General features: G+C 69.5%; 20 protein-coding genes. 16 read left to right on the top strand and 4 right to left on the bottom strand.

Annotated features, from left to right (window positions below):
• Positions 1-218: 218 nt before the first annotated feature.
• From AB0F82_RS22485 to AB0F82_RS22410, 16 genes are all read left to right on the top strand, one after another.
• Positions 219-2,273 (top strand): APC family permease, encoded by a 2,055-nt coding sequence (locus AB0F82_RS22485; RefSeq protein WP_362630565.1) that lies wholly within the window; start codon positions 219-221, stop codon positions 2,271-2,273.
• Positions 2,274-2,373: 100 nt separating this feature from the next.
• Positions 2,374-3,699 carry a class I SAM-dependent RNA methyltransferase gene (locus AB0F82_RS22480; protein ID WP_356811661.1) on the top strand — a complete coding sequence of 442 codons (1,326 nt, stop codon included), beginning with the start codon at positions 2,374-2,376 and terminating at the stop codon, positions 3,697-3,699.
• A 1,204-nt stretch (positions 3,700-4,903) separates the two neighbouring features.
• The gene (locus AB0F82_RS22475) at positions 4,904-5,932 is read left to right on the top strand and encodes a conjugal transfer protein (protein WP_362630562.1); all 1,029 of its coding nucleotides are present in this window, start codon (positions 4,904-4,906) and stop codon (positions 5,930-5,932) included.
• An 86-nt stretch (positions 5,933-6,018) separates the two neighbouring features.
• Positions 6,019-6,273: a hypothetical protein gene (locus AB0F82_RS22470; RefSeq protein WP_362630559.1), complete on the top strand. Its 255-nt coding sequence runs from the start codon at positions 6,019-6,021 to the stop codon at positions 6,271-6,273.
• Entirely contained in the window at positions 6,273-6,842 is a 570-nt protein-coding gene (locus AB0F82_RS22465) for a hypothetical protein (RefSeq protein ID WP_362630556.1), read from the top strand. The genes AB0F82_RS22470 and AB0F82_RS22465 overlap by 1 nt, the downstream gene beginning before the upstream one ends.
• Entirely contained in the window at positions 6,839-9,391 is a 2,553-nt protein-coding gene (locus AB0F82_RS22460) for an ATP-binding protein (protein WP_362630553.1), read from the top strand. Before AB0F82_RS22465 ends, AB0F82_RS22460 begins: the two co-directional genes overlap by 4 nt.
• Positions 9,388-9,945, top strand: coding sequence for a hypothetical protein (locus AB0F82_RS22455; RefSeq protein ID WP_362630550.1), 558 nt, complete (start codon positions 9,388-9,390; stop codon positions 9,943-9,945). The genes AB0F82_RS22460 and AB0F82_RS22455 overlap by 4 nt, the downstream gene beginning before the upstream one ends.
• 9 nt (positions 9,946-9,954) lie before the next feature.
• Positions 9,955-11,931 (top strand): hypothetical protein, encoded by a 1,977-nt coding sequence (locus AB0F82_RS22450; RefSeq protein WP_362630547.1) that lies wholly within the window; start codon positions 9,955-9,957, stop codon positions 11,929-11,931.
• Positions 11,928-12,707 (top strand): hypothetical protein, encoded by a 780-nt coding sequence (locus tag AB0F82_RS22445; RefSeq protein WP_362630544.1) that lies wholly within the window; start codon positions 11,928-11,930, stop codon positions 12,705-12,707. The genes AB0F82_RS22450 and AB0F82_RS22445 overlap by 4 nt, the downstream gene beginning before the upstream one ends.
• Positions 12,707-13,873: a peptidase M23 gene (locus AB0F82_RS22440; protein ID WP_362630541.1), complete on the top strand. Its 1,167-nt coding sequence runs from the start codon at positions 12,707-12,709 to the stop codon at positions 13,871-13,873. The genes AB0F82_RS22445 and AB0F82_RS22440 overlap by 1 nt, the downstream gene beginning before the upstream one ends.
• A 4-nt stretch (positions 13,874-13,877) precedes the next feature.
• The gene (locus AB0F82_RS22435; RefSeq protein ID WP_362630538.1) at positions 13,878-14,720 is read left to right on the top strand and encodes a hypothetical protein; all 843 of its coding nucleotides are present in this window, start codon (positions 13,878-13,880) and stop codon (positions 14,718-14,720) included.
• Between the two features lie 2 nt (positions 14,721-14,722).
• Positions 14,723-16,456, top strand: a complete 1,734-nt coding sequence (locus AB0F82_RS22430) for a type IV secretory system conjugative DNA transfer family protein (protein ID WP_362630533.1) — start codon at positions 14,723-14,725, stop codon at positions 16,454-16,456.
• Positions 16,457-16,512: 56 nt separating this feature from the next.
• Positions 16,513-17,145, top strand: coding sequence for a hypothetical protein (locus AB0F82_RS22425; RefSeq protein ID WP_362630530.1), 633 nt, complete (start codon positions 16,513-16,515; stop codon positions 17,143-17,145).
• Positions 17,142-18,152 carry a hypothetical protein gene (locus tag AB0F82_RS22420; RefSeq protein ID WP_362630527.1) on the top strand — a complete coding sequence of 337 codons (1,011 nt, stop codon included), beginning with the start codon at positions 17,142-17,144 and terminating at the stop codon, positions 18,150-18,152. Before AB0F82_RS22425 ends, AB0F82_RS22420 begins: the two co-directional genes overlap by 4 nt.
• On the top strand, positions 18,152-18,541 hold the full coding sequence (locus AB0F82_RS22415; protein WP_362630524.1) for a DUF4913 domain-containing protein: 390 nt from the start codon (positions 18,152-18,154) through the stop codon (positions 18,539-18,541). Before AB0F82_RS22420 ends, AB0F82_RS22415 begins: the two co-directional genes overlap by 1 nt.
• Positions 18,542-18,825: 284 nt before the next feature.
• Positions 18,826-20,943 carry a DUF2075 domain-containing protein gene (locus tag AB0F82_RS22410; protein WP_362630664.1) on the top strand — a complete coding sequence of 706 codons (2,118 nt, stop codon included), beginning with the start codon at positions 18,826-18,828 and terminating at the stop codon, positions 20,941-20,943.
• Between the two features lie 57 nt (positions 20,944-21,000).
• Here the strand turns inward: AB0F82_RS22410 and AB0F82_RS22405 are convergent, their stop codons facing one another.
• The 4 genes from AB0F82_RS22405 to brxD all read right to left on the bottom strand — a co-directional run bounded on the left by AB0F82_RS22405 (position 21,001) and on the right by brxD (position 26,923).
• The gene (locus AB0F82_RS22405; RefSeq protein ID WP_362630521.1) at positions 21,001-21,129 is read right to left on the bottom strand and encodes a DUF6408 family protein; all 129 of its coding nucleotides are present in this window, start codon (positions 21,127-21,129) and stop codon (positions 21,001-21,003) included.
• Positions 21,130-21,387: 258 nt separating this feature from the next.
• Positions 21,388-23,280, bottom strand: a complete 1,893-nt coding sequence (locus AB0F82_RS22400; protein WP_436842130.1) for a DNA/RNA helicase domain-containing protein — start codon at positions 23,278-23,280, stop codon at positions 21,388-21,390.
• Positions 23,281-23,405: 125 nt separating this feature from the next.
• Positions 23,406-25,589, bottom strand: coding sequence for a DEAD/DEAH box helicase (locus AB0F82_RS22395; RefSeq protein ID WP_362630515.1), 2,184 nt, complete (start codon positions 25,587-25,589; stop codon positions 23,406-23,408).
• Positions 25,589-26,923 (bottom strand): BREX system ATP-binding protein BrxD, encoded by a 1,335-nt coding sequence (brxD, locus tag AB0F82_RS22390; RefSeq protein WP_362630512.1) that lies wholly within the window; start codon positions 26,921-26,923, stop codon positions 25,589-25,591. The genes AB0F82_RS22395 and brxD overlap by 1 nt, the downstream gene beginning before the upstream one ends.
• Between the last annotated feature and the right edge of the window lie 20 nt (positions 26,924-26,943).

Below are 26,943 nucleotides of genomic sequence, written 5' to 3'. Positions count from 1 at the left end.
GGTCACGGGTGAGGCCTCTTGTTCGCTTCTCGGGACGCACCCGGGCCCGCCCGGGCCCACCGGGGCACCTCCGCGACGTATCCGCGGCGCACTCGGGGCACGTCCGCGGTGCGGTCGTGGTGCGTTCGTGGTGCGGTCGGGGAGGAAATGCGACGGGATTGCGTTATGAGGGGGTGGGGGGTTCGTCAGTCTGATTTCGAACGCTTACGATCCTCTGCGTGTCCAAACTGACCGACGTGCCCAAACGGATCCTGATCGGCCGGGCGCTACGCAGCGACCGCCTCGGGGAAACACTCCTTCCCAAGCGGATCGCCCTTCCTGTCTTCGCGTCCGACCCTCTCTCCTCCGTGGCCTACGCCCCGGGCGAGGTCCTGCTGGTCCTGTCGATCGCGGGCGTGTCGGCGTACCAGTACAGCCCCTGGATCGCCCTCGCGGTCGTGGTGCTGATGTTCACGGTGGTCGCCTCCTACCGGCAGAACGTCCACGCCTACCCCAGCGGCGGCGGCGACTACGAGGTGGCCAACACCAACCTCGGCCCCCGGGCCGGCCTGACCGTGGCGAGCGCCCTGCTCGTCGACTACGTCCTGACCGTCGCCGTGTCGATTTCCTCCGGAGTGGAGAATCTCGGCTCGGCGGTGCATTTCGTCATCGAGCACAAGGTGCTCTCGGCGATCGTCATGATCCTTCTGCTCACGCTGATGAATCTGCGCGGCGTGAAGGAGTCCGGCAAACTCTTCGCGATCCCGACCTATGTCTTCGTCGCCGCCGTCTTCGTCATGATCGGCTGGGGCGCCTGGAAGGGCATCGTCCTCGGCGAGACCATGTCGGCGCCGACGGCCGACTTCGAGATCGAACCCGAGCAGAAGGGCCTCGCCGGCTTCGCGATGGTCTTCCTGCTGCTGCGCGCCTTCTCCTCCGGCTGTGCCGCACTGACGGGCGTCGAGGCCATCAGCAACGGCGTCCCCGCCTTCCGCAAGCCCAAGAGCAAGAACGCCGCGAGCACCCTCGCCCTCATGGGCGGCCTGGCGGTCACCATGTTCTGCGGCATCATCGGCCTCGCCATGGCCACCGACGTGCGCATGGCCGAGAACCCCGCCGTGGACCTGCTGCAAGACGGAGTACCGGTCGGCCCCTCGTACGTCCAGGACCCGGTGATCTCCCAGGTCGGCGAAGCCGTCTTCGGCGGCGGCAGCATCCTGTTCATCCTGCTCGCCACGGCCACCGCGCTCGTCCTCTTCCTGGCGGCGAACACCGCGTACAACGGCTTCCCGCTGCTCGGCTCGATCCTCGCGCAGGACCGCTACCTGCCGCGCCAGCTGCACACGCGCGGCGACCGGCTCGCCTTCTCCAACGGCATCGTGCTCCTCGCCGGCGCCGCCATACTGCTCGTCTGGATCTACGACGCGGACTCGACCAAACTGATCCAGCTGTACATCGTCGGCGTATTCGTGTCCTTCACGCTCAGCCAGATCGGCATGGTCCGGCACTGGAACCGGCACCTGAAGACCGAGCGCGACGCCGCCACCCGCCGGCGCATGCACCGCTCCCGGGCGATCAACACCTTCGGCGCCTTCTTCACCGGCATGGTTCTGGTCATCGTCCTGGCCACCAAGTTCACCCACGGCGCCTGGGTCGCCCTGCTCGGCATGGTGATCTTCTACGGCACGATGACCGCGATCCGGAAGCACTACGACCGGGTCTCCGCCGAGATCGCCGCCGCCGAGGGCCCCAGCGACGACAGCGTGCGCCCCTCCCGCGTCCACTCGATCGTCCTGGTCTCCAAGGTGCACAAGCCCACGCTGCGCGCCCTGGCCTTCGCCAAGCTCACCCGCTCCGACACCCTGGAAGCGGTCAGCATCAGCGTCGACACGGCCGAGACCAAGGCGCTGCGCGAGGAGTGGGACCGACGCGGGATCAACGTCCCGCTCAAGATCCTCGACTCGCCGTACCGCGAGATCACCCGCCCGGTCGTCGAGTACGTCAAGGGCCTGCGCAGCGAGAACCCGCGCGACGCGGTCAGCGTGTACATCCCGGAGTACGTCGTCGGCCGCTGGTGGGAGCACCTGCTGCACAACCAGAGCGCACTGCGCCTCAAGGGCCGGCTGCTCTTCACCCCCGGTGTGATGGTCACCTCGGTGCCCTACCAGCTGGAGTCCTCGGAGCTCGCCAAGAGGCGGGCGAAGAAGCGCCAGGACTGGAACGCCCCGGGCTCGGTCCGCCGCGGTCCGGTCGACACCCCGCGACCGTCGAAGGCGCCGACCGGCAAGGGCTGAACCGGTTGGTGAACGGCCGGACGAGATCCACGTAAACTGGTGGGTCGGTCGTCCGGCCGTTCACTTTTTTGGTCTTTCTTATCCTTGGAGCCTCCCCGCCATGACGGAGCAGAACGAGAAGCAGTCACTGGTCGGGGAGGAGTACGAGGTCGAGGTCGGTCCCGTCGCGCACGGCGGCCACTGCATCGCCCGCACCGCAGAGGGCCGGGTCCTGTTCGTCCGCCACACCCTGCCCGGCGAGAAGGTCGTCGCGAAGGTCACCGAGGGCGACGTCGACTCCCGCTTCCTGCGCGCCGACGCGATCACCGTGCTCGATGCCTCCAAGGACCGCGTCGAGGCCCCGTGCCCGTACGCCGGCCCCGGCAAGTGCGGTGGCTGTGACTGGCAGCACGCCAAGCCGGGCGCGCAGCGCCGGCTCAAGGGCGAGGTCGTCGCCGAGCAGCTGAAGCGGCTCGCCGGGCTCACCCCGGAGGAGGCCGGCTGGGACGGCACCGTGATGCCCGCCGAGGGCGACAAGCTGCCGGCCGGGCAGGTGCCGCAGTGGCGCACGCGCGTGCAGTACGCCGTCGACGAGGACGGCACCGTCGGCCTGCGCAAGCACCGCTCCCACGAGATCGAGCCGATCGACCACTGCATGATCGCGGCGCAGGGCGTCAGCGAGCTGGGCATCGAGAAGCAGGACTGGCCCCAGATGGCCACGGTCGAGGCCATCGCCGCCTCGGGCTCCCAGGACCGCCAGGTCGTCCTGACCCCGCGTCCGGGCGGCCGCCTGCCCCTGGTCGAGCTCGACAAGCCGGTCTCCGTCCTGCGCGTGGAGGAGAAGGACGGCGGGGTCCACCGCGTCCACGGCCGCCCCTTCGTCCGGGAGCGCGCGGACGGCCGTACGTACCGCGTCGGCATGGGCGGCTTCTGGCAGGTCCACCCGCAGGCCGCGGACACCCTGATCAAGGCCGTCATGCAGGGCCTGATGCCGCGCAAGGGCGAGATGGCCCTCGACCTCTACTGCGGTGTCGGCATCTTCGCCGGGGCCCTCGCCGAACGCCTCGGCGAGACGGGCGCCGTCCTGGGCATCGAGTCCACGAAGCGCGCGGTGGAGGACGCCCGGCACAACCTGGCGGACTTCCCCCGGGTCCGCATCGAACAGGGCAAGGTCGAGACGGTCCTCCCGAAGACCGGCATCACGGAGTGCGACCTGGTCGTCCTGGACCCCCCGCGCGCGGGCGCGGGCAAGCAGACGGTCCGCCACGTGGCGGGCCTCTCGGCCCGCCGCATCGCCTACGTGGCGTGCGACCCGGCGGCCCTGGCCCGCGACCTGGCCTACTTCGCGGAAGCCGGCTACAAGGTCCGCACCCTCCGCGTCTTCGACCTCTTCCCGATGACCCACCACGTGGAGTGCGTGGCGATCCTGGAACCGATCGCGAAGTAGGAATCCTGCCCCGCGGTTCGGGTGGCCGAAATGTCGGCTCGGCTGTCGTTCCGGCAAATCGCTCAGTGTCTTGCCCCCGGATGACCGTCATCCGGGGGCATTGCTGACGCTCCGTCAGAGGAGGAGGGGTCGCCGCTCGGGCCGCGCTCCACTGGGTAGTGCTCGGCATTTCCGGACTGTGGACCGGCGTGGCCGGTACGGGTTCGTCGTACCCGTACCGCCCCATCCACATACGGTGCTCAATGCTGTAGACCCCGGAGGCCGGGACGCCCTCCGTGCCGTGCGCGTGAGCGGCCGTCGGTGGCCGGGCCGACCTTGCAGCCGTCTCGACGAGGGGCGTCGGCCGCCCGGGGGCGCTGTGGTCGAGGCCACAGGCGGGCCGCGCAACCGGAGGCCCCGCACTCCGCGTGTATGCGCCGAGAACCGCGCCGCGCCCCGTGGGTCCGAGCGCGACTTTGCTCCTACCTCCGGAGTATTCGCTGAAGTGAAGGCTGGGGTAGTAGAGCGTTTCTGCAGGGTGGGGCTTCCGGCGCTGTCGCTCGGCGTGCGGTAAGCGTGCGAAGGGCGCTCGGTCACCCCGAGGGGCCCGTCGAAGTCATGCCGCCGCATTCCCGTGAGTGTGCCGAGAGGGTTCCACTTCCGGGCTTCCCGGATTTCCTGGCCGGATCGAGTGAGGGCGACGGAGGATCGTGCTGCCGCAGCGGCATCGCGGGGCGCGGTGAGCTCTCGTAAGTCTCTCACCTGCTGGTATGGGGCTTGACACAACTGTGCTGGTCGGTCCCGGGGTGTGGGTGAAGTGGCCCCGGAGCCGACAGTCGTCGTGCAGGTGGAACTCGGACGGGTCCGGTGTCGGGGGTTCGTGGGTGTGCACAGAGTCTGGCGACCGATCGATATGTGAGACGGGTCTGGATTCCCCGCCCGAGGTGTCCTTGTCGACTTAGCGCTAGTTGAAATTTTTGACTGATGATCACATGTCTCTTATGGTTTGCCGCTGCTGCATGTGCCAACACATGGCAGCTGGGGGGCGGGCACGTCGGCGTGAGGTCGAGGCGTGCGCCGGAACGGCGGGAGAGGCGTGGGGGGAATGGGCTCGTTTGCGAGAATGACCCGGAAGGTGATGGGCCTTCCGGAACCGGTGGACCAGAGCAAGCGAGGACTTCCGGAGGGGCCGTCCCGACAGGAAGAGAAGCCGGGCTCTCAGACGGTGAATCCGTGGGAGGCCGCGGGCGCCGAGCTGGTGGCGGCGCGTGAGCGTGCCTCCGCGGCGCCCAATGAGACGGTCCGTCAGGTGGTGACGCCGACCGCTCCGTGGGTGCCCCAGGACGAAAGCTCGGGTGTGGTATTCGCCCGCAGGCTCGGCCGCGGCCTGCTGTGGACCGTTGTGGCCCTCGCGGCCGTCACGGGCGTCCGTGCCTGGGTGGTTCCGCCCAAGGCCCCGGCCGCCGCCACCGCTCCGGCTCAGGCAGGGCCGACGTACCCGACCGCCGAAGCCCAGGCGGCCGCCGCCCGCTTCGCCCGCGCCTACCTCGGCTGGGACGAGACCAGGAAGGAGGAGCGCGCTGCGCTCCTCGCCTCCGCACTGCCGGCCGGGGCGGACAGCACCATGGGCTGGGACGGCAAGGGCCGTCAGGAGGTGCTGGCCGTCCAGCCCGGCGCGGTCACCCCGGCTGAAGCCGGTCGTGCGCTCGTTCGCGTCGACGTCCTGATCCGTTCCGCGGGAGCGGCCGAACCGTCCACCAGCCCCGCCCCCTCCGCCGCCCCCGGGGGAACCGCGCCCCGGGCGGAGTCGGGCGCCCGCTGGGTGGGGCTCGACGTCCCCGTGTTCCAGGCCGGTGGGCGGTTCTCCGTCACCGGACGTCCCGCCCTGGTGGGCGTGCCGGCCACGGGCCCCCAGCTGCCTGACACGCCGGCCGTCCAGACGGACGCCGAGCTCACCGGCCAGACGAAGAGCACCATCGAGAAGTTTTTCGCCGCCTACGCGGGCGGTGACACGGAGAGCGTCTCGGCCCCCGGCGCGCGACTGCCGGCCCTGCCGCAAGGGATCGAGTTCAAGGGTGTCCTCTCCTGGTCCGTCGACGCCTCCGGAGCAGGCGACCGCTGGGGTTCCGCCCGGGTCGGCTGGGCACTGGGCGGCACCACCGTCGAAGTCGCCTACCGCGTGAAGCTCACCCGGGTGTCCAGCTCGGACGCCCAGCGGTGGCAGGTCGCGGACATCCGCGGCGGCGCTCTCTGAATCTCCGTTCCCGTCGCTCACCGGGGTGAGTCGTCGTCACGGAAATCGCTTCAGCATGACAGTCATCACAACAACGGGGGAATCCTGTGCTGCACCAAACCGCCACCGAGACGCTCGCGCTCACCACGGGCGCCGACCTCAAGGGTTGGATCCTCGCCGTGGTCGGCAACCTCTTCGCCGCATTCCTGGCAGTCAGGGCCCTGGGCCACTTCCTGAAGAAGGAGTGGGGCGAGATGCTGACGCTGTTCGTCGCGGCCGTGTTCGTCGCTGGAATCGTGTGGTTCCCGGACGGCGTCAAGACGCTCCTCGGCGATGTCTGGAAGAAGGTCGCGGGGGCCTGATGAGAGTCGGTCGCACCTACACCAGCCACCTCAACCTGGAGACCAAACAGCACGAACTCCTCGGCATGGACCTGGGCGAAGGTGTGCCCCGCCGCGCGCTCGTCATGGGACTCGTGCTGTACCTCGTGTGGGCCGGGCCGCTCCTGCTGCTGTTCGGCTTCCCGTCCAAGGTCACGTTCACGTTCTACTTCCTGCCCCCGCTCCTCACCGTGGTCTACGGCACGCAGAAGAGCCGGGACGTGGACCGGCGGTGGAACGTGACCCGCTGGTCCATCGGGGCCCGCTACCTGGTGCTCGGCCACCGGCCGATCATCTCCGGCGGCCGCCGAGCCGCCACCCGCGGCGAGTGGATCAGCCGTCGCGCCCGCTGGTCCGGGAGGACCGAGATCCTCCTCGAAAGCCCCCTCGGGGGACCGCTGGAGCGGTGGCTCGGGGCCGAGGAGGCGGTGCCCGCCGGCGCCGGGGCGCCGATCCGCCTCGCCGCGCGGCCCCGTCTCTACGGTCCTGACGCCGTGGCCCGCGCCTACGGCCGCAAAGCACTTCAGCACCAGGAGGGGAAAGCATCTTGAAGATCCTGCAGAGAGTGGGCACGTTCCTCGGGATCGGGGGCGACCGGTCAGCGGGTGCCCCGCGGTACGTCGCCCTCGCCGACGGCCTGATCATCACGGACAGCCACACGGAGGCCTGGTTCACCCTCGCCTCTTCGAACACCGACCTCATGAGCGAGGGCGCGCGCGACACCGAACTAGACGCCGCCTCGGCGGCCCTCGCCCGTACCCTCGCCGGATTCGACTGCCACTTGCGCGTGCTGTGGTCGCCCCTGCACGCCGAGGACTACGTCGCCGAGGCCGCCGGAACGTTCAGTCACGGCGCGTGGCAGGAGTGGGCCGATCTGCGCGTGCGCCGACTCGAACAGATCGGCCTGCCCACCCGGCACCTCCTGCTCGGCGTACGGATGACCGAGCGCGCGGGCACGGTCCGTACGGCCGGCAAACGAGGGGTGCAGGACGGGTTGGGCCTCACCTCGACAACGGTCTCCACCCGCGAACTCAGCAAGTTCGACGCGCAGATGCGCCGCCTCGGGCGCCGTCTGGAGGCCAGCCCGTGGAAGGCGCGGCCCGCCGCGGTCGAGACCCTGGCGTGGATGATCTCCCGGGAGCAGCATCGTGCGGCGCCGCTGCCGACGGCCAACGGGGGAGTGATCACGGGTGCCAAGCTGGCCGCGCTCACCCGTGGTCGGATCCTGCCCCACCCCGATCACCTGCGCGTGGTGGACGCACACGGTGAAGTGGTCGCCTGGACGGCCGTATTGACCATGACGGGCTTCCCCGAGGAGATGCAGAGCCCCGGCAACGGCGAGTGGCTGCGCGTCCTCTCCGAGATCAACTACGTTCCGGACCTGGACGAGGACGACCTCGACCCGGGCACCGACCCCACCGCGCTGATCCTGCCGGTTTCCCCGGAGGCGAGTGTCCGCTTCCGCGTCCAGCCGAAACGGGACGCGCTCAAGCTGGTCGACGAAGCACGGCGGTTGGCCAAGGAGCAGAGGCGTTCGGCGGCCCGCCAGTCCGCGGAGGACCCGGGGCGCGAGATCGAGGAGACCGAGCAGGTGATGGCCGGTCTCACGCGTGACATGCGGCGTGAGGACCTCACCCTGGTCGAGGACCACCCGCGGCTCGTCGTCACCAGCACCATTTCGCTCGCCGACCTGCGCGACCGGGTGGACGCCGTCATCACCCACTACGGCGGCATCGGCATCGAGGTGGTCGTCGGCGAGGAGGAGCAGCGGGAGCTGTTCATCGAAACCCAGCCCGGCGACCAGCTGCGCGTGCCCGACCTGGGACACGTCCGGGACGTGACCGCGCTGGCGGGATCGTGGTGGTGGGGCGGGGCCCAGGTCGGTGACGACACGGGTCCGATCGTCGGCTACCTGACGGGCTCCACACCGGGTGTCTTCCGCAATGACGTGACCTCGGGCTCGGACCGCGGTGATGCCACGACCACTGCCTACGTGGGCCGTTCGGGGCGCGGCAAGACCATGGCGATGATGCTGTCGATGCTGGACGCGGCCTTCCGCGGCGCCCACGAGATCGCCTTGGACTTCAAGGGGGACCTCGGCGGAGTGGTGAACGCGGCCCGCCGATACGGGCTGAACGCCCACCTCGTTGAGACCGGTCCGCGCTTCGCCGGCTCCTGCGACCTGTTCACCCTGCTGGCCGCCGACGGCATCGACGCCGCCCGCGGTGAAGTCCCCGCCCAGCTGAGCATCGCCGCTCCCGAGCACCTGCGCCAGCGTGGCGCCGAAACCCCCATCACCCACGCCGTCAACGCCGTGGTCAAGGCGGGAGAGCCGGCGACGTGGAAGGTGATCGAGTACCTCCGCACGATGCAGGACCCGCTCGCCCGTGAGACCGGAGAGGCCCTGTACGAGCTGGCCCAGTCCTCCTTGGGTGCCCCTTTCATGGGCCGCCCGACCGGGGACGCGCCCCTCATCAGCCCGGGACCGGGCATCTGGGTGGTGCAGATGCCGGGCCTGAGCCTGCCCGGAGTCGAGGCCGGCCGTCACGAATGGACCCCGACGCAGCGGCTGTCGGTGGCCCTGATGCACAGCATGCTCGCCTACGGCATCACCACCGCGGGCCGCCGCGACCTGCGCCACCTGCGCAAGAGCGTCTGCGTCCCCGAGGTCCACGTCCTGACCGCGACCCGCGAGGGCGCCAACTTCCTCCAGTACATCGCCCGTGTCGGCCGAGCCCTGGGAACCTCGCTGCTCCTGGACACCCAGGACCCGGAAAGCCTCGTCGAACTCGTCGGCATCACCGAACAGCTCACCACCGTCGCCGGGTTCCAGCTCACCACCAAGGGACAGCAGGACGGCCTCGCAGAACTCCTTGGCCTGCCCAAGGACGACCACACCCGCGCCCTCATCCGCTCCGTCGGGCTCCTGCCGGACGGCGAGATCCGCCACGGCCACTGCATCATTCGCGACCGTCGCTTCAACTGCGCCACCGTCCAGTGGGACGTCCCCAGCCTCGAACTCCTCGAACTCCTCGACACCTCGCCCAAACCCGCGCGCCAGGCCGCGGACTCCGACGACTCCGAGAAGGTGCCAGCATGACCCGTCGCACGACCCACGTCGCCGCCCTGGCCCTGGCCGCCTCGCTGCTGGCGGCCGGCTGTTCCTCGTCCGGGGAGGACGGGGAGGGAGGCGTCCTCGCGCCGAAGGACCCGAAGGCGGCGGCGATGGCGGCGGCCCAGACCTACATGCAGGCGGTCAAACGCCAGGACTGGAAGACGGCCTGCCCGCTCGAGTCCCAGGGGTACCTGAGGGGGTCGGTCGAACAGTGCATCGCCTCGAGGACGGACGGAGGTCCGTCGCCGTCGCCGTCCGGCAGCGGTCCCGAGCCTGCCGGTGCGGGACAGTTCAAGGCCTCGGACGCCGTGGAAGTCGCCGCCGTCGGCAAGCACCCCGCAGGGCTCGGAGTTCTGGTCGCTCAGACCGAAACGGAGCCGGGCAAGCCCACGGAGACCGAACGCGTCGCACTTCGCCTGGTCGAGGAAGGCGGTTCCTGGAAGGTCGACCAGCGAGAGAGGGTGCGTGCGAAGGACATGGCACGCGAGCCCGACATGCCCTCCCTGGTCCGTGCCCTGATCACGGCGGGAGGGGAGTAGGAGATGTCCATGCGCTTGCCACGGCTCAGAACCGTGGCGATCCCCGCTCTCTTCGCCTTCACCTCCGTCATGGTCCTGGCCGGCCAGGCACACGCCGAGGACATCAACCCCGTCGGTATCGGAGACCTCTTCTGGTCGCCGAGTGACGGGAACATCCCCGAGGGCGGGGAGACGATGTACGAGCTGTACGACCCGGGGCGCTGGTTCATCGATGCCGACCTCAACATGTTCGAGGGCATCGACTCGAGCATGCACTTCATCGTCAGCATCCTCATGGCCCTCCTGCTCATCATCGGCCTCGCCATGACGGTGATCGTGGGCTGGGTGTTCCGGTTCACGTCGATCCCGGAGATGGAGAAGGCCATCTCCACCATGATCGGCGGCGCCTCGCAGAGCCTGATGGAGTTCATTCTCCCGAGCTGCCTCGTAGTCGGCGGGTTCATCGCCTTCGTGCAGCACAGGAAGGGCGGTGGCGGAGGCGGGCTCTCGCAGATCGCCTGGGTTCTGATCTCGGGCGTGGTGTCCGTATCCCTCCTGACCAGCCCCCAGTCCTGGGTGAGCGGAATCGATTCGGCGCGGCAGGTCGGCGCGAGCGTCACCATGACCGCCACGGCCGAGGGCCTTGGTGACGGATCCGGAGATTTCCCCTTCGCGCTCAAGAACGCGCCGAAGTTCACGGACAACGGCCGCGACACGCTGCTGCGGAAGTCGCAGGACTCCATCTGGCGGGGGTTCGTCGCCACGCCTTGGTGCATCGCCGAATTCGGCAGCCTGGAGGCCTGCAAGAAGTACGGAAGGCAGGTCCTGGACCAGGGGACCAGCGCAGAAGACCGTGTTGACTACATCGACAAAGAGGTCGAGGACCATATCGGTGGAGCCTCGAAGGACTGGGTGGACGGCGACACCCCGGTCGGGCGCATCATGGTGCTGATCCCCTCCGTCGTCGTCGCCCTGCTGTTCGCGGTCCTGTTGCTGGTCCTCGCGTTCACCTCCCTGGCGGCCTTCCTCGGGTCGCTGTTGCTCCTCCTGACCGGCGTCTTCTTCGCCTGCCTCTGGGTCATTCCCGGGCGGCCGAGGCAGTGGGGGCTCGCCTGGTTCGACCAGCTCCTCGCCCGCACCCTCGAGAGCTTCATCGCGACCCTGGTGCTCGGCGCCGTGCTCTCGGCGCAGACCGCGACGATGCAGATGTTCGGGAAGTACGGATGGCTGCCCACCATGGGCCTGTCCATCGCCCTGTCCGTGGTGGCCTTCCAGTTCCGGTCCGTACTCGCCCAGATCTTCGGCGTGCGCGGCACGACGGGCGGGTCGATCGCCGGCATGCTCGCCACCCGTGCCCTCAGCGCCGTCGGCAAGGGAGGCGGGAAGCGCTCCGGTTCCGGCTACGACCGTCCCGGGGAGACCCTTCCGGGCCGGACCGGCGGGGGCGGCGGAGGCGGGGGGAGGAACCGTCCGGGAATTCCCACCGGTTCCGGCGGTTCGGGTGACGGTGCCGACGTCACGGTCACCCGCGTTCCGCCGGCGCGCCCGCCCGCCCCGGCGCCCCTGCCGGCCGGCCACCGCCCCAAGATCGCACTCCCGCCGGGAAGGTCCGCCGAAGCCGCCGGCGGATCCGTTTCAGGGGCGGCCGGTGCCACGAAGACGGGCGCCGCCGCGGTCTCCGGGCCGTCACCGCGCCCGACGCCCGCCGTACAGGCCTCGCAGCCGCGTCCGGCCCTGCCCCCCGGCCCCTCGAGCGGCGCCGGGGCTCCCGGCGACCGAGGCCACAGCAGCCCGAGTGCCCCTTCCGGCAACCCGGCTTCGCCGGCCATGCGCCCTGAGTCCGGCAATCGGCCGAACTTCGCCTTCCGCCAGGCCCCGGTACCGCAGTCGCCGGGCGAGCCCCGCCTCATCTCGGCGACCGTCATCCGCAGTACGCCCAACCGGCCCCCGCGCAGGCCCGCGAGCACCTCGCCCCATTCCTTCCGACCCCCGGTCAGGCAAGCATGAGTGACCGAACGCCACAGGAGTGGCGCGAGATCCTGGCCGACATCCGTCACCCGGAGGAGGTCCGGAAGGCGGGCAGCCGCCGGGCGCGTCGCCGTGCGAAGGCGGTACACCACCAGCAGATGCGGCGCCGGTCGCACGAGTGGGTGCGCGAACAGCGCCGCCGCGACCCGATCCGCCCCACCGGCGCCGCGATCATCGTCGTGGTGGTGCTGGCGCTCGGAGTGGGCACCCGCTGGGTGTGGCCGGGCCTGCTCGGCGAGAAGCAGCCCGCCGCCACAGCCGGCCCGGCCCCCGCGGCACCGGCGCGCGGGGACGGTGCGGCGGAGGTCCCGGCGGCCTCCGCCCCGCCCGGCGCGCCCTCGGCGACGCCCGCGACGCCGCCGTCGCCGGCCGACCTGGACAACCCCGACCGGGTCGCCGAGCAGTTCGCGCGCGTCTACCTCACCCGCAACCCGCCGCAGGACCAGACGCACAGGACGGTGGTGGAGCGGGTGCGCCCCCTCCTGGCGCCGGCTCTGGCCGCGAACCTCTCCGAACACACCGACCCGGCCTGGGACAAGCTCGTCAGCCAGGGCGGTATCTCCACGGTGCGCTCCGTCGCCGTGACCCCCTCGGGCAAGGACCTGCCCGGGGACTCCCCGTTGCGCGTCTGGCGTCAGGCGACCACCGTCGTGGCCGTCGACGGCTACTCCGACTACAGCGAGACCACCGTCCTGCAACTGGAGTTGATGACCTCCGGCGGGAAGTGGCACATCACGCGAATCCTGGGCGTCTAGTGCGGGCCCGTGATGCGGCGGGTCTCCTGCTCGATGCCAAGGGGATCGTCTTCAAGCTCAAGGCGGCGGCCGTGCTGTCCGTCGTCATGGTCTTCTGCCTGCTGTTGCTCGGGCTGGTCGCAGCCATGGGCGGCGACGCCTCCGCCGTCGGCTGCGGCGACCGGGGCCGCCCCGGAGTGGACCCGGGGGACTCAGAAGGCGGCGGCGGGGCGCAGCGGCCCGGCGAAGGCATACGCAAGGCACAGCTCGCGAACGCAGAGATCATCGACACCGTCGCCAAGGAGGGCGGACTGTCCGGCCGGGCCACCCTGATCGCCCTGATGACGGCCTTGCAGGAGAGCACGCTCCTCAACCTGGACTACGGCGACCGCGACTCGGTCGGCCTGTTCCAGCAGCGTCCTGTCGCGGGCTGGGGCACCAAGGAACAGATCATGCAGCCCAAGTACGCCGCCAAGATGTTCTTCTGGGGCGGCGACGACGGCGACCCGCCGGGGCTCACCGACGTCCGCGGCTGGGAGTCCATGAAGTACGGCGCCGCCGCCCAGGCGGTCCAGCGCAGCGCGTACCCCGACCTCTACGACCAGCACGAGGACTACGCCCGCGAGCTGGCCGGCGAGGCGAAGATCGACCTGAACCGGCGCGGCACGAACGGAAGCCCTCCGGGTGGCGGCGAATCGGACAAGCCCCGGGACAAGGGCTGCCAGGACGGGGGCAAGCCCGGTGAACCGGGCCAGCCCTTCCACGACGGCGCCGCCGGCTGGCCCCCCGAGGTCAAGAACCCGCGGAGCACGAAGGAGGCCATCGCGGCGGCCCGAGAAGAGGCGCGCAGCGGTCCCAAGAAGTGGTACCAGATGTGCCTCGCCTTCACGTCCGTCGCGTACGGATGGTCTTCCTCCGGTGTCCCCTACGCCATCGACCACTACCGGGAAATGCCCACCAGCATGAAGCACGACAAGGACAGGACCCCGCCCCCGGGGGCGCTGATGTATTGGGACACCGGTCAGCGGGCCGGCCATGTCGCCGTCTACCTCGGGGACGGCGAGATCGCGAGCAACGACATCCGCAGGCCCGGGTACATCGACGTCGTCCCGGCGACGGAGATCGAGTCGAAGTGGGGCGCCACCTACCTCGGATGGGCGCCTCCCTACTTCCCGAAGGGCGGATGACGCAGTGACCACCGATGCCGGCCAGGTGCCGGCCACCCCGCTCTACACCATCACCCTCACCGGCTCCGGAGTCAGCATCGACGGGGAGCCGGTCGGCGCCCCGTCCGGCGACCTCCCGGCCGCCCGGCTGGCCGCGCTCGCGGAGATCCGCGTCCGCGCCGCGCTACGGGGCCGGCCCGTCCGGGTCACGGCCAAGGAGCCGGACGGCTCGGCGTGGCCCCTCGTCGTCGACCCCGACGGCCACGTGACGACGCTGTCCGTGCCGCACCCCGTCGTGCCCCCGCCGGCCCGGGTCGGCGACGGCTCCGGCCGCTCGGCCGCGCCCGCCGTGCCCTTCGTGCCCGAACCGGCCGTGACGTGGGGAGCGCCGCTGCCGGCCGCCCACCAGGAGGCCTGGGCGCGGCTCCTGGCGGCGCACGGGGCGGGGGACACCGCCACGGCGATCGCCCTGGCGGAGCGGACCGAGGCCGCGCTGGAGGCCGAGTACGGGCCGCTGCACCCTTACACCGTGCAGGTCCTGAGCGCGCGGGCCTGGCTCGTACTGGGCCGGCGCGACGACCTGTCCGCCACCGTGCGGCTGCTCGTCCGGACCGCTCTGCGTCGCCGCCGCGCCGGAGCGGAGCCGAGAAGCGAGACCGCGCAGGTGGCGGGCAACGCCCATGCCGCGTGGCGCTCGCTGGCCGCGACGGACCCGCGCCGAGCGCTGGAACTCAGCGGACCACTGACCGACATGCTCGAGGAACTCGGGTGGCCCGGCCACACCCAGGACGTCGTCCGCTGGGTGGAGGAGACCACACGTCAGCCCACCCTCCCGGAAGACTCTGCCTCCTCGGAAGGGAGAACATGACGATGACCAACGAACAGCAGAAGGAGCCCCGTCCCGGCGACGCATGGGCGAAGGAGGCCGCGCTGATCGCCGCCGCGCTCCTGGTCGTCGCGTGCGGGGCCTGGATCGCCGCCGGCCTCGGCGCCCGCGCCGACGACGGCCCGGACCCCGGCAGCCTGGTCTCCTTCACCATGGGGCTGGCCACGGGTACGTACACCTGGCCCGGAGGCGCTGCGAACGCCTACGTGGCGGGCGAGCTGTCGGTGCTCGCTGCGGCGGCGGTCGCCGTGCACCGGCTCCGCCTGCGCCGACGCCGCAAGCCCGACGTCGACGGCGCGGCCCACCACCTGGCGCAGGGCGAGGAACTCGGCCGCCTCAGCGCCAAGGGCGCCGCCTCGACCGCCGCGCGCCTCGGTGTGCGAAGCCGTGTGCCCGGTGTCCTCATCGGCCGCTCGGTGCGCGGACGGCAGCCCCTGTACGGCTCCTTCGAGGACATGCACGTCGACATCTGGGGACCGCGCACCGGCAAGACCACCCGGCGTGCCATCCCCGCCGTCCTCGACGCACCGGGCGCCGTGCTCGTCACCTCCAACAAGCGGGACATCGTCGACGCCACCCGCGGACCGCGTGGCGCGCGGGGCGCCGTGTGGGTCTTCGACCCCCAGCAGGTGGCACAGGAGGGGCCCACCTGGTGGTGGAACCCACTCTCCTACGTGACGGACGTGGCGCGTGCCCGCAAGCTGGCCGAGCACTTCGCCTCGGGCTCCCGCGACGCCGACGCCTCCACCGACGCGTACTTCGACCCCGCCGGCCGGGACCTGCTCGCCAACCTCCTGCTCGCCGCCGCGACCGCCAAGGCGCCGATCACCCAGGTCTACAGCTGGCTCGCCAACCCGAAGGACGACAGCCCGGAGCGCATCCTGCGCGGCGCGGGGCACCACATGCCGGCGGACGCCCTGTTCGGTGTGATCACCGCGCCGGACAAGCAGCGCGGCGGCATCTACGGTGTCGCCCAGCAGATGGCCTCCTGCCTCGTCAACCCGGAAGTCAACAGGTGGGTGACGCCGGTGGCCGAGGACGACGACCGCCCGGAGCTGGACCCCGCCGAATTCGTCCGCGGTGAAGGCACCCTCTACTCGCTCTCGCGGGAGGGCAGCGACTCGGCGGGCCCGCTGGTGACGGCCCTGACCGTGGCCGTCGTCGAGGCCGCCGAGGAGTACGCCGGTTCCCAGCGCGGCGGCCGGCTGTCGAAGCCGCTGCTGGCCGTGCTGGACGAGGCGGCGAACGTCTGCCGCTGGCGTGCCCTGCCCGACCTGTACTCGCACTACGGCTCGCGCGGCATCATCCTGATGACGATCCTCCAGTCCTGGGCGCAGGGCGTGGAGGTGTGGGGTGAGCGGGGCATGGAGAAGCTCTGGTCCGCCGCGAACGTACGGGTCTACGGCGGCGGTGTCTCCGACACCCGCTTCCTCGGTGACCTCTCCGAGCTGGCGGGGGAGTACGACGTCCGCGAGTTCACCGCGACCCGTGAGGCGGCATTCGTCGGCTGGTCGGGCAACCGCACCGTGAACGAGTCCCACCGGCGCGACCGCGTCCTCAAGGTCTCCGACCTGGGAGCAATGCCCCCGGGCCGGGCGCTCGTCCTGGCCTCCGGAACCAAGCCGGTCCTGGTCGAGACGCTGCCCTGGTGGCAGGGACCGCACGCAGCCGCGGTCAAGGCCTCCCTGACACGGCACGACCCGGACGCCCGAACCTGAGCACGCGTTCGACCGGGATACCTTCGAAACGCACCGACCGAGCAATGGAGAGAAGGATGTTGACAGAGACGACGGGCCGCAGCGCCTCGGACCTGACCGCGGAGCTGGAGAACTGGCGCGGGGTCGACTGGGTCTCGGTGTGGAACGGGCCGCCGCAGGGCGGTTCTCCGGAGTTCCGGGAGTGGTGCGAGCGGTACGGCTGGGTGCCGGAGACCTTCGACCGGCAGCTGAACGTGACGACGCGCAGCGGTGGCAGCTGGACGTTCTCCGACGTCCTGGGCGGGCATTGGAGCCCGGTCAGGAGCCTCGACCACGACGCCTGGCAGGTCAGGGCCTCCGCCGCCGCCGAGAATGGTGAGGTGCTGTCCACCGCCGCCGAGATCTGGCCTGCGTACCTGCAGGCGGCCGAGGCGGTCCTGGGCACGCCCACCTGGACGGGCACCTGGGACGCCGAGGACTTCCCGGAGCCGCCGGAGCCCGGGTACTGGCCGGATCGGGAGTTCCGGCTGGAGAGCCGTCGGCCCTACCGGTTCGCCTATTGGAAGCCGGCAGGTGCGACGCGCGGTGAGCCGTACGTCGTGCTGAGCCAGTCCGTGTCCTTCCAGGTCTGGACCGCAGACATGCCAGGGGGTTCGACCATCTCGGTCGACGTCCACGCACCGTCCGAGTTCCTGCGGGCCCGCCGGTGACGAAGGCCGTAGCTCCCACGCGCGAAGAGCTCGCGTCGGCCGTGGAGCGCCAGAACGAGTACGAGGCGAACGTCCCCCGCACAGGTCGTCAGGTGTCCGAGGTCCGGGACCGGATTCTCCGGGACTGGCGCGAGGCGAACGAGAAGGGCGAGGGCCATCCGGACGTCCAGTCCTTCATCAGGAGCGTCGCCGCGAACGCGTCGGTGACCAACGAGGATCGCGGCGACGTCCGGGCGTTCTGGTCCTACAAATCCCAGCCGGAAGGCTCCACCGAAGTGGTGGAGCACCGGTACGTGGCGCAGGCCTGTGGCGAGAGCCGGGGCTACCAGGTCTTGGAGGACAGTCCGGCGGGCCGCCGACTCGACTCCTACCACCTGTGGCGGCCCGAGGTCCGGCAGATGCTCACACGTGACTTCGACGTGCCGTCGAAGGAGGCCGTCGACCTCGCGCCGGAGGTCTGGAGCACGGTCTCCCGCCGCTATGCCGAGGAGGCCAAGGGGCCTGTCGTCGTCTTCGCCGCGGACATCGGAGAGGAGTCCGTCCTGGGCAAGGACGAACTCCCCCAGCTGCTCGCACACGAGCGGGTGGGTAAGGACGGCGTGGAATTCGCGCTGCCCTCGCCGCGCCACGGACACCTGCCGCCCGAGATCGACGAGTTGATCGCGGACGACCCCGTGCGTTGCCAGATACGCATGGAGGACTTCGACCCGAAGGAGACGACGCCGAAGAAGTTCGCACAGAAGCTGGCCGCCGTCTCCGTGCCGGAGAACCGGCGGACGGCGCACCAGGCCGCGATCTCACGGCTGATGTCGGCGGAGAGCTACCCGGAGTTGAAGGAACAGCCCGCCGCGTCCGCCGCGCGTGGCCAGGACCGCGCGCACGGCTACTTGGTGGCGGTGGACATACCTGACAGGGTCCCCTCGCAACGGCCCACAGGGCACTTGGGCCACGGGGTGGTCAACCCCGTGCCGGAACTCGCGCCGCGCACCGCCGGGGTCGAGCGCTGATGCCTGCCGATACCGGGGCACGGGAAGTGCCGGCGGAGGGTGCGGAGTTCCACTTCGCCGATGTCTTCGCCTTCGTCTCGGAGTATCTGGCGCCGACGATCCGGCGGCGCCTGAACGGCACGTCCGCCACCTGGTGCCCCCGCTGGTGGGAGCACCCGGAGGCAGGCGCCAGGCTGGCCGCGCTGTGGCTGGCCTGGGAGCAGCTGCGCCTGGATCCCATGCTGGGAATGTCGACCTGGTGGCTGCACCACGCCGACCCGCACCTGCGGGTCCTGACGGATCCGGACACCGGCCCGTTCGGCGCCTGCTCCCCCAGGGGTGGGCACACGGCCCACCCCTTCGACCCGCTGCCCGTCGACCCGTACGAACCGGGCGCCGACCAGCCCTGACGGCCGCCCCGGCCCGCACTCCGTGTCGGGCCGGGCGCCACCGTGCAGCGGCTCGCCAGCCCCCGGCACACTGGCATCCGCTGGCCTCACGCGGGGAGGCAGACTCACAGATTCGGCCATGATCGACTCAGTTCTGGCCGACAGCCGTGGCAGCGTTTTCGGTCCGCCAGTCCTTATCTAGGATCACCTCAACCGATTGCGGCCCGACGGGCTTCCTGGCAAGGACAAGGACATGCCCCCACCCGCACGAGTCACTCGTGCCCTGGGGGAACCATCTCGTGTCCATGCTCCTGCTCAAGCTGTCGGCGGAGGACCTGCTCACTCTGAACGCGCGGCGTCGGATGGTGCCGCACCTGGCTGCCCGATGGCGGCATTTCAGGGGCGCGGACGCTTCGTTGTCAGAACGCTCAGCGTGGGCGGAGAGCCTGGTGAGCCTGGCGAACGATCTGGTCGCTGCGGAACGCGGCAACGTGGAGATGATCGTCGAATGTGCTGCCACGGTCGACGAGGCCATCCGATCCGAGAACGCGCGCCTCATTGACGTCGTTCTGGTGGGTCGTCACCCGGAACGTGGTGTGCCCTCCGTGCAGCTGGTCGAGCTGAAGCGATGGTCGACGGTTACGCGGGTGGAACGGGCCACGGCAGACCTGCTGTACGTGCCGGCCATGGATGAGGTGAAACAGCATCCTGCGCTACAACTTCGCTCGTACTACCAGGCGTTCACGAGTGAACGGGGCCCGTTCCGGACAGCGGAGTTCGAGTGCGGAGGTTTCGCCTATCTGCACAACGCCACGGAAGAATCAGTGCGACCGTTGATCGAAGTGGACGCACCGACGGGTGCCTACGCCCGTGTGTACACGCGTGACCGGCGCACAGACTTGTTGCACGACCTGCGGAAGCACTTCGCTGTTGATGGCGCGGATTCAGAGGCCGAGAAGATGCTCGGGAACATGGGTTTGCGTAATACTCGGTTGCTCGACGCGATGATCTATTCCCGCGGCGCCGACTCGGTATTCACCCTGCGGGGGCGCCAGAAGGACGTGGCCGACCAAGTGCTGGAGACAGCGGCCAAGGTGCTGCCGGATCCGGAAACGCCCGCCTTGATCCCGGACGAGCGGCGGGTGATCTTTCTGGTGACCGGCGGTGCCGGCACCGGGAAGAGCGCGATCGGACTGCAGATCAAGGCGGAGCTGGAGGCACAAGGCCGCACGGTCAACTATGCCAGCGGTAGCCGGGCGTTCAATGGTGCATTGCAAGAGCACGTGGGTTACGGGGACCGGGCGTTCAAGGAGACGTTCACCTACTTCAGCAACTTCGTCAAAGCGCCGGAACCACCCCTGGACGTGCTGATCTGCGATGAGGCACACCGCCTTCGAGACAGGTCCACGAACAGATTCTGGAAGCCGGAGGATCAGGGCACGGGGCCGCAGGTGGATGAGCTTCTCGCGGCATCGCGACTCACTGTGTTCCTCATGGACGAAGGGCAGTCCGTCAGGCCGAACGAGGTCGGCACCGTCAATTTGATCAAGGAAGCGGCCGCACGGCACGATGCCCACCTCGTTGAGATGGGACTCCGCGAACAGTTCCGCTGCGGCGGGAGCGATGCCTACCCCCGTTGGGTACGCGCCGTCCTCGGCGTGAACGACGACGCAGCCGACCGTTGGTGCCCGGACGGCCTGATGCACGTCGAAGTGGCGGATACTCCCGAGGAACTGGAGAGGATCATCCGTACTGAGGCCCTCGCCGGGGCTTCCGCGCGAATGGTCGCCGGCTATTGCTGGCCCTGGACGAAGCCGCTCGGGAAGGAAAAGAGGCTGGAGGCAGATGTGCGCATCGGTGGCTGGCACCGGCCGTGGAACGCGGACAGCGACAGCTTTTGTGCCGATGCCGCGCCCCCGTCCAAGATCTGGTCCGTGCATGAGAACGGGCTCGGCCAGATCGGGTGTGTGTACACGGCGCAGGGCCTCGAATGGGACTGGTGCGGTGTCATCATGGGCGAGGACATGGTGCGCAGGGACGGGCAGTGGGTTTTCCGTCGGGGTAAGGAGCGCAAGGAGGAGGGCTCCGACGTCAAGCGGGTAGACCGGCCGGGCTCGTTCGACCCGAAGGTGAAGGCGGGCAGTGTCGACGACGAGGAATTCGCCCGGCTCGTCCGCCACGCCTATCACGTGTTGATGACCCGAGCGAGCAGGGCGGCCGTGCTCTACTCCACTGACGAGGAGACCCGGACCTATCTCAAAGAACTCGTCGGGCCGGTTGAGATCCACGCGCTGCGGCCCACGTGGGAGAACCTGCCGGCGGAGGCCCGTAAGCCGCACATGCCCCGGCCCGGCAGGGGAAGTCGCGGCAAGAATCGGCGGAAATCGCGCAAGAAGGGGGGTTCCGACCTGACCCTCTTCTGAATGGGCTCGTCGCGCCGGTATGAGTGGCGGGCTCGCCGGGCCCGCCACCCGCCTGCTCTAGAAGAGCAGACCTGCGACCGACAGCAGGGCCGTCACCAGAAGATTGGTGACGACTCCGACAGCGATCTCGATCAGGATCTCGCGGATCCTTTCACGACGCGCAGGCTTGTACTCGACCGAGGTCATGGCCGCTCCAATGCAGTGAGATCGGAATGGCAGGGGGACGCCCTGCGGGCATCCACGCTCGCGCCGTGTGTCACCACCCGACGGGCACAACCACTCGTCGCTCACGGGTCATTGGGGCATCCACAGCGACCCTTGCCTCGTACCCTCCGGGAAGGTGCGCAGCGTGATCATGCTAGCTGGCGGATCGGTCTCGCGCGCGGGGTTCTCGAAAGCTCAGGAGGCTGCAGGTCTCCTGGCTCCGCGTGTTCAGGGGTGGGCTCACGGAGTCGGCGGGATCAGCGAACGGAGCTTCTCGCGTGTCTCGGAGTCCGTCGAGTAGATCACCGTCCCGATCATCCCCCGGGTGAGAAGCACCTTGTACGTGTTGCGTACGAGGCGATCCACGTCGTCGTCCGATGTCGCCTTGGTGAAGGAGGGATCCTTCGACGCCGTGCGGTCCACCACCCAGCGGTCGGTCCGCCAGACGAGGTCGGGGCCGATGATGACACCCGACCAGTCATACTCGAAGCCCTGGGCGGTGTAGACGCATCCGACCTGTCCGAACCCCTCGGGGGCGGTGGCCCACAGCGGCGCCGGCGGTGCGCCGAGCAGAGCCCGGTCGCCGTAGAGGTTCCACGGTCTCGCCCAGTCGCCGATGACCACGTCGGTGGGCAGTGCGTTCATGCTGGAGGTGATCTTCGTCGTCCATTTCCAGCAGTAGCCCGCGGACATGCGGGCGCTGTACCCCTGTTCCCGTTGAGCGACCAGGAAGTCTTCCAGCTGCTGAGGGGTGTCGACGGTCAGCAGGCGTACCTTGTCATCCGGCTCCCATACGGTGGGAGCTTTACCTTCGAGCCCCAACAGGTCGATGACCCACCGCAGGTACGCGTCGCTGCCACCGCAGCGGAACTGACTGTCCAGTTTCACCACGGTGCATGTGAGGTTCAGGGCGGCGGCCGCCTCCCGGATCTGCTCCTCCGTCCCCATCTCGCCAGGACGGACCACCTGGTGCTGGTCGAGAAGGAAGACCGGAACCTGGGCCGCTGCCATGAGTTCCGCGATCTGCGGCCGCCCTGTGCGGAGCGTCGCCTTCGTGTAGCGGTTTGCTGAGGTCTTGCGCAACCGGTGGGCCTCGTCGCAGATCAGGACGTCGAGATCGTTGGGCTCGGCCTCCATGAAGCTGTTGAAATAACGGAAGAGCCGTTGGACCTCGGGCTTGCGAGTGCCCGCAATCTTGCGCATCGTCTTGGTGAACGATTGGGAGCCAGTGGCGTGCAGGGCGGGTACACCACGCCGGTACAGGTCTCCCAGCAGGGACAGGGCGATCACGCTCTTGCCGGAGCCAGGCCCACCGGTCACCACGACGACCTCTTTTTGGTTGGTCCATCGAGCCCGCCGCACAGCCGCCATGACAGTTTCGTAGGCGGTTCGCTGTTCGTCGAGCAGGACGAACTGCTCCCGGTCACGTACCTCTGCAGCAGCGACGGCAATCAGTTGCTTTGAAGGCCGGATTTTGGCCTGCAGTAGTGCATCGGCCGCCTCGGCGCCGGGCTTCGCGGCCAGCTGCGAGCGCAAGTAGCCGATCAGGGCGCCACGCTGATCGCGCGTGAACATCCGACCCCGGCCGTCCTCCGTCACAAGGCGCAGGCCCGCGACCTTGGACTCCGGAGCGTTGTGCAGGTAGGCGATGCCGACGACCGATTCCGGACTGTGTTCCAGCGCCCCGTTGAACGAGACCAGGTACTCGCAGTAGCCGCGGACCTGCTCGATCGGGTTGAGGATCGGATGTGCCCAGGCGTCGATGCGGCACAGCAGGGGGTCCTCCGCCTCAGGGTGGGCCTCGCCCCACTGCTTCAGCTCGACCACCACGTACGACGGCTCGCCAGTGGCCGGATGTTCGCCGGCCAGTATCACGTCAGCGCGCTTGCTGGTCAACGGCAGTCCGTACTCCAGCAGCATTTCGACTTCGCCGAGGCCTGCTTCCACGAGCACGTTGATGAGTGCCGGAATACTGCGTTCCCAAGCATTGACCTCCGCTGGCTGCGGTCGGTGGCGGTGCTGGTGCAGGAAGTTCTCGGTCAGGAGCCGGGCCAACCGACCCTCGACGTGGGTACGAGTGGCCAATGATGCCGCGGACTCACGGAACAGCAAGAAAATGCCCCCAGGCAGCACGAAGTAGCTCGTGCGGGTGGGGGCATGTCCTGAGTTCCGCGGACGCGGAGCGGAAGCCTGTCGGGCCGCTGAGTCTGTCCTGATCATCCTAGAACAGGCGGTGGATCAAGGGATCGGTCCGAGCCCTACTCGGAGGAGGCGAGGTAGAAGCGTACGGTCTCCTGCAGGGCCGCGCGCGCTCCATCGAAGTCGGCCAGCCGTGCGGCAACGGTGGCCACCGCAAGGCGCTGGGGGAGCGCGGCTGAGAACTTCAGGCCGTGCACCGCTCGGTGATCGACATCAGGGAGGACCAGTGCATTCCCGCTGTCGGCATCTACACGTGCCACTCGCCACATGTCGGGTGTGAGGTCTTCCCGCAGCCGCAGATAGCAGTCCGTCGGCCGTTGCACGGGGTCGCTGATCGACGGGAGGGTGGCGGCCAAGGTTGCGTTCGCTCGGTAGCCGGCCCACGTCCACCAGCGCACGTCGGTTCCGAGGCGGGTGATCAGGGAGCAGTCGGCATCGGTGATCTGGGGAGCGTCCTGCTCGCGCCACTCGGTCAGGCAAGCCTCGGCACGACGGGTGAGTAAGACCGGAGGGTCCGCTCCGAGGAGTACGTCGCGCATTGAGCGGGTCAAGGCGTAGGAGAGCCCGGCGAGCCCGCTGCCCGTCCACTTGGCAACGCCGCCACCATCGGCCGGTTCGACGAAGGCCCGCTTTCGTCCCCAGTCGATGAACGTCACCTGCCAGCTGCGCCCACCGAGTAGCAACCGACGCGGGCCCGGACGCTCCTCTGTCAGGACGGAAGGGTCGGTTTGCCCGATTTCGGTACGACCCGACAGGACTGTGAACTGAGGGGGCGCGGTGAAGGAGGCGGTCAACTCGATGAAGTGACGTCGGCCGAAGCGTCGCTCTGCCTCCGGACCGATGAACAGCATGCTGCCGTCCTCGTCGAGGAAGCCTTCGTTCACCAGGTGTCGCAGGACAGGAGCCGCTGATCGGTCGAACGGCGCCAGTCCGTTCCACATTCCTTGCCACGTACGGTCGCCGATGCGGTGCTGTTGGAGCGTGGCGGAGAGGAGTTGTTGTGCCACGAGATGGCGGGGTTCGGGAGGGGGCGTCACCGGTTCGACCCAGCCGCGGCCCCAGAGCAAAAGGAGGGCGGCTGCCTGCAGCAGGGTGTCCTTGCCAGTCGCGAGGAACAGGCAGTTGCGTGTGGTCGCCGAGCGCCTGCCGGTACGGCCGATGCGCTGCAGGAAGGAGGCCACTGTGCGGGGCGAGTCGATCTGAATGACCCGATCCAGGTCGCCCACGTCGATGCCGAGCTCCAGTGTGGAGGTGGAGACAATGACGCAGTCCCGTGCCTCAGTGAAGGCTTGTTCCGAGCGGGCTCTTTCCTCGGCCGAGAGCGAGGCATGCGACAGGAACACCGTCACTTCTCGTGCCCTCAGGGCGGCTCCCAGCAGCTCGACCTGTCGCCTTGACTCGCAGAACACCAGCCGCTTCTCGCCGCGGTGGAGGGCTGAGATCAGCTTGGCCGCGTTCTCGAGCGACCCTACGTAGTCCAGCTCCACCTCCCCCGGCGGTCGGCGGTCCACGGGTGAGGTGGCCGCGGCCGACGCGGTGACCGGTGTCAGTGCGACGCCGGGGGCGACGACCCGGCCGGGGCGTTTGCCGGCACCGGATCCCTGGAGCCAGGTGAGGAGCTGTTGAGGGTTGCCGACGGTGGCAGAGAGACCGATCCGCTGGATGGGGCGTCCCGTGACCTGCTCCAGGCGTTCCAGGACCGCAAGCAGGTGCCAGCCCCGGTCGTCACCCGCGAACGCGTGCACCTCGTCCACCACGACGGCCCGTACCTCGCCCAGGAGCTGGGCGTGGTCGGTCTTGACCCCGATGAGCATCGCCTCGAGGGACTCGGGAGTGGTGAGGAGGATGTCTGGTGTGTCCGTACGGATGCGCCTGCGCTGGGACTCCTTGGTGTCTCCGTGCCACAGCTCGGCTCGGCGGCCGAGCCACTGGGCGTAGGAGTCGACTCGGGTGACCAGGTTGTTGAGGAGCGCTTTGAGCGGGCACAGGTAGAGAACGGATGTTCCGGACCAGTGCCTGCGGGACATGGCCGACAGGATGGGAAGACAGGCTGCCTCGGTCTTGCCGCCCGCCGTGGGCGCGAGCAGCACGACGTCCTCGCCGTCCATGAGGGGATCGATCGAGGCCCGCTGCAGAGGGCGGAGGTCGGGCCAGCCGAGGGTATTCACAACATGGTGAAGGATGACCGGGTCGAGGCGGTCGACCGGGTCCGTGCCGGCGTCACCCGCTTCGTCTCCGCTCATCAGACGTCCAGGTCGATGTCGTCGGCCGATCCCGATGCCGCGTAATTGCGCTCCACGTCCGTCAGCTCGCTGCTCGTCACGGTCAACCGGTAATGCTTCCGGGGGTCGAAGTCCTCGAACTGGTCGATGCGGTCCAGAACGTCGCCGACGAGCTTCTTGAGGAACAGCCGGGGCGCCACACCGACCTTGCCCCCGAGTGCTCCGCCCACCGCGCGGGCGAGGTCGGCAACGTACGCATCGTCGGCGAGCGACTTCACACGCTCCGGCGACGTGGCACCCTCCGCGTAGAGGTCCCGAATGGTTGCTCCGAGGCCGACCAGGGACTCCTGCGTGAAGCCGGGCAGTCGGACCTGCGCCGCGCGCGGGTTGTCGAAGCGGGGGTCGGTGGTGAAGTCGGTGGCGAGGCGTTGCGCGAGAGGGGCGAGCCGCTGAACCCCCTGCTGCCCGTCGTAGAACGCCGGAGTTCCGGTGATCAAGAGATAGAGACCGGGGAACCGGCCCGAGTGCACCTCGTCGATGAGCTGTCGGAGAGCGTTCAACGCCTTGTCCCGCGCATCCGAACGGACACGCTGCAGAGTCTCGACCTCGTCCAGGACGACGAACAGGCCGTTGTGCCCGGAGTCGCGCAGTACGGTCAGGAGACCTTGTAGGAAGCCGAGGGCCCCGAAGTGATCGAGGTCCCCGCGTACGCCGGCGGAGCGGCGGGCGGCCGCTGCCACGTGGGGCTGGCCGCCCAGCCACGCCAAAACGGCTACGGCCGTCGCATCGTCGCCGTCTGCGATGGCCGACTTGTATCCGCGCAGTGCGGTGGCGAACGACGGGGCATGGCGGGACACCTCGGTGAGTCGAGCCACCAGCAGCTTCTCGACCGCCTCTGGGAGGTGCTCGTCGTTAGCGCCGTCCGCAAGGGCATCCTCTTCCAAGGCGTAGAACCAGGCGTCCACAACGGGCCGGAGCGCGCTCGGCGGGAAGCTTGCAGTGGCCAGCCGCTCGGTGAGGCGTCGGTATACGGTCTCCAGCTTGTGGAGTGGGGTCTCGGTCTCGGAGATCTGGATCTCCGCCAGTGCGAAGCCCCGCCGCTTGGCCCGCTCACCCAGCCATCGCGTGAAGAAGGTCTTGCCCGACCCGTACTCGCCGCGGACGGCCTTGAACACCGACGAACCGGAAGCCACCGCTTCGAGCTCGGCATCGAGCGCCGCTTCGAACCGGTCCAGCCCAGTGGCCAGAAGATCGAGCCCGCTTTCGGGTACGGCGCCGCGGCGCAGAGCGTCGATCACAGCGCGGCGACGCGCCGCGCTGGCCGGGGAGGGACGGGAGGAAGCAGCGGTACTCACGCCATCAGTGTCCCATTCCA

This window comes from Streptomyces virginiae, from assembly GCF_040638905.1.
Lineage (GTDB): Bacteria > Actinomycetota > Actinomycetes > Streptomycetales > Streptomycetaceae > Streptomyces > Streptomyces virginiae_B.
Note: the sequence above shows the minus strand (reverse complement) of the source record. Positions and strands in the feature narration are given on the sequence as shown.

What these genes read in the sequence shown, in the direction of transcription:
- AB0F82_RS22480 (WP_356811661.1), top strand. Translation starts at nt 2,374, where the DNA reads ATGACGGAGCAGAACGAGAAGCAGTCACTGGTCGGGGAGGAGTACGAG.
- AB0F82_RS22465 (WP_362630556.1), top strand. Translation starts at nt 6,273, where the DNA reads ATGAGAGTCGGTCGCACCTACACCAGCCACCTCAACCTGGAGACCAAA.
- AB0F82_RS22455 (WP_362630550.1), top strand. Translation starts at nt 9,388, where the DNA reads ATGACCCGTCGCACGACCCACGTCGCCGCCCTGGCCCTGGCCGCCTCG.
- AB0F82_RS22450 (WP_362630547.1), top strand. Translation starts at nt 9,955, where the DNA reads ATGCGCTTGCCACGGCTCAGAACCGTGGCGATCCCCGCTCTCTTCGCC.
- AB0F82_RS22445 (WP_362630544.1), top strand. Translation starts at nt 11,928, where the DNA reads ATGAGTGACCGAACGCCACAGGAGTGGCGCGAGATCCTGGCCGACATC.
- AB0F82_RS22430 (WP_362630533.1), top strand. Translation starts at nt 14,723, where the DNA reads ATGACCAACGAACAGCAGAAGGAGCCCCGTCCCGGCGACGCATGGGCG.
- AB0F82_RS22425 (WP_362630530.1), top strand. Translation starts at nt 16,513, where the DNA reads ATGTTGACAGAGACGACGGGCCGCAGCGCCTCGGACCTGACCGCGGAG.
- AB0F82_RS22415 (WP_362630524.1), top strand. Translation starts at nt 18,152, where the DNA reads ATGCCTGCCGATACCGGGGCACGGGAAGTGCCGGCGGAGGGTGCGGAG.
- AB0F82_RS22410 (WP_362630664.1), top strand. Translation starts at nt 18,826, where the DNA reads ATGCTCCTGCTCAAGCTGTCGGCGGAGGACCTGCTCACTCTGAACGCG.
- AB0F82_RS22405 (WP_362630521.1), bottom strand. Translation starts at nt 21,129, where the DNA reads ATGACCTCGGTCGAGTACAAGCCTGCGCGTCGTGAAAGGATCCGCGAG.
- AB0F82_RS22395 (WP_362630515.1), bottom strand. Translation starts at nt 25,589, where the DNA reads ATGAGCGGAGACGAAGCGGGTGACGCCGGCACGGACCCGGTCGACCGC.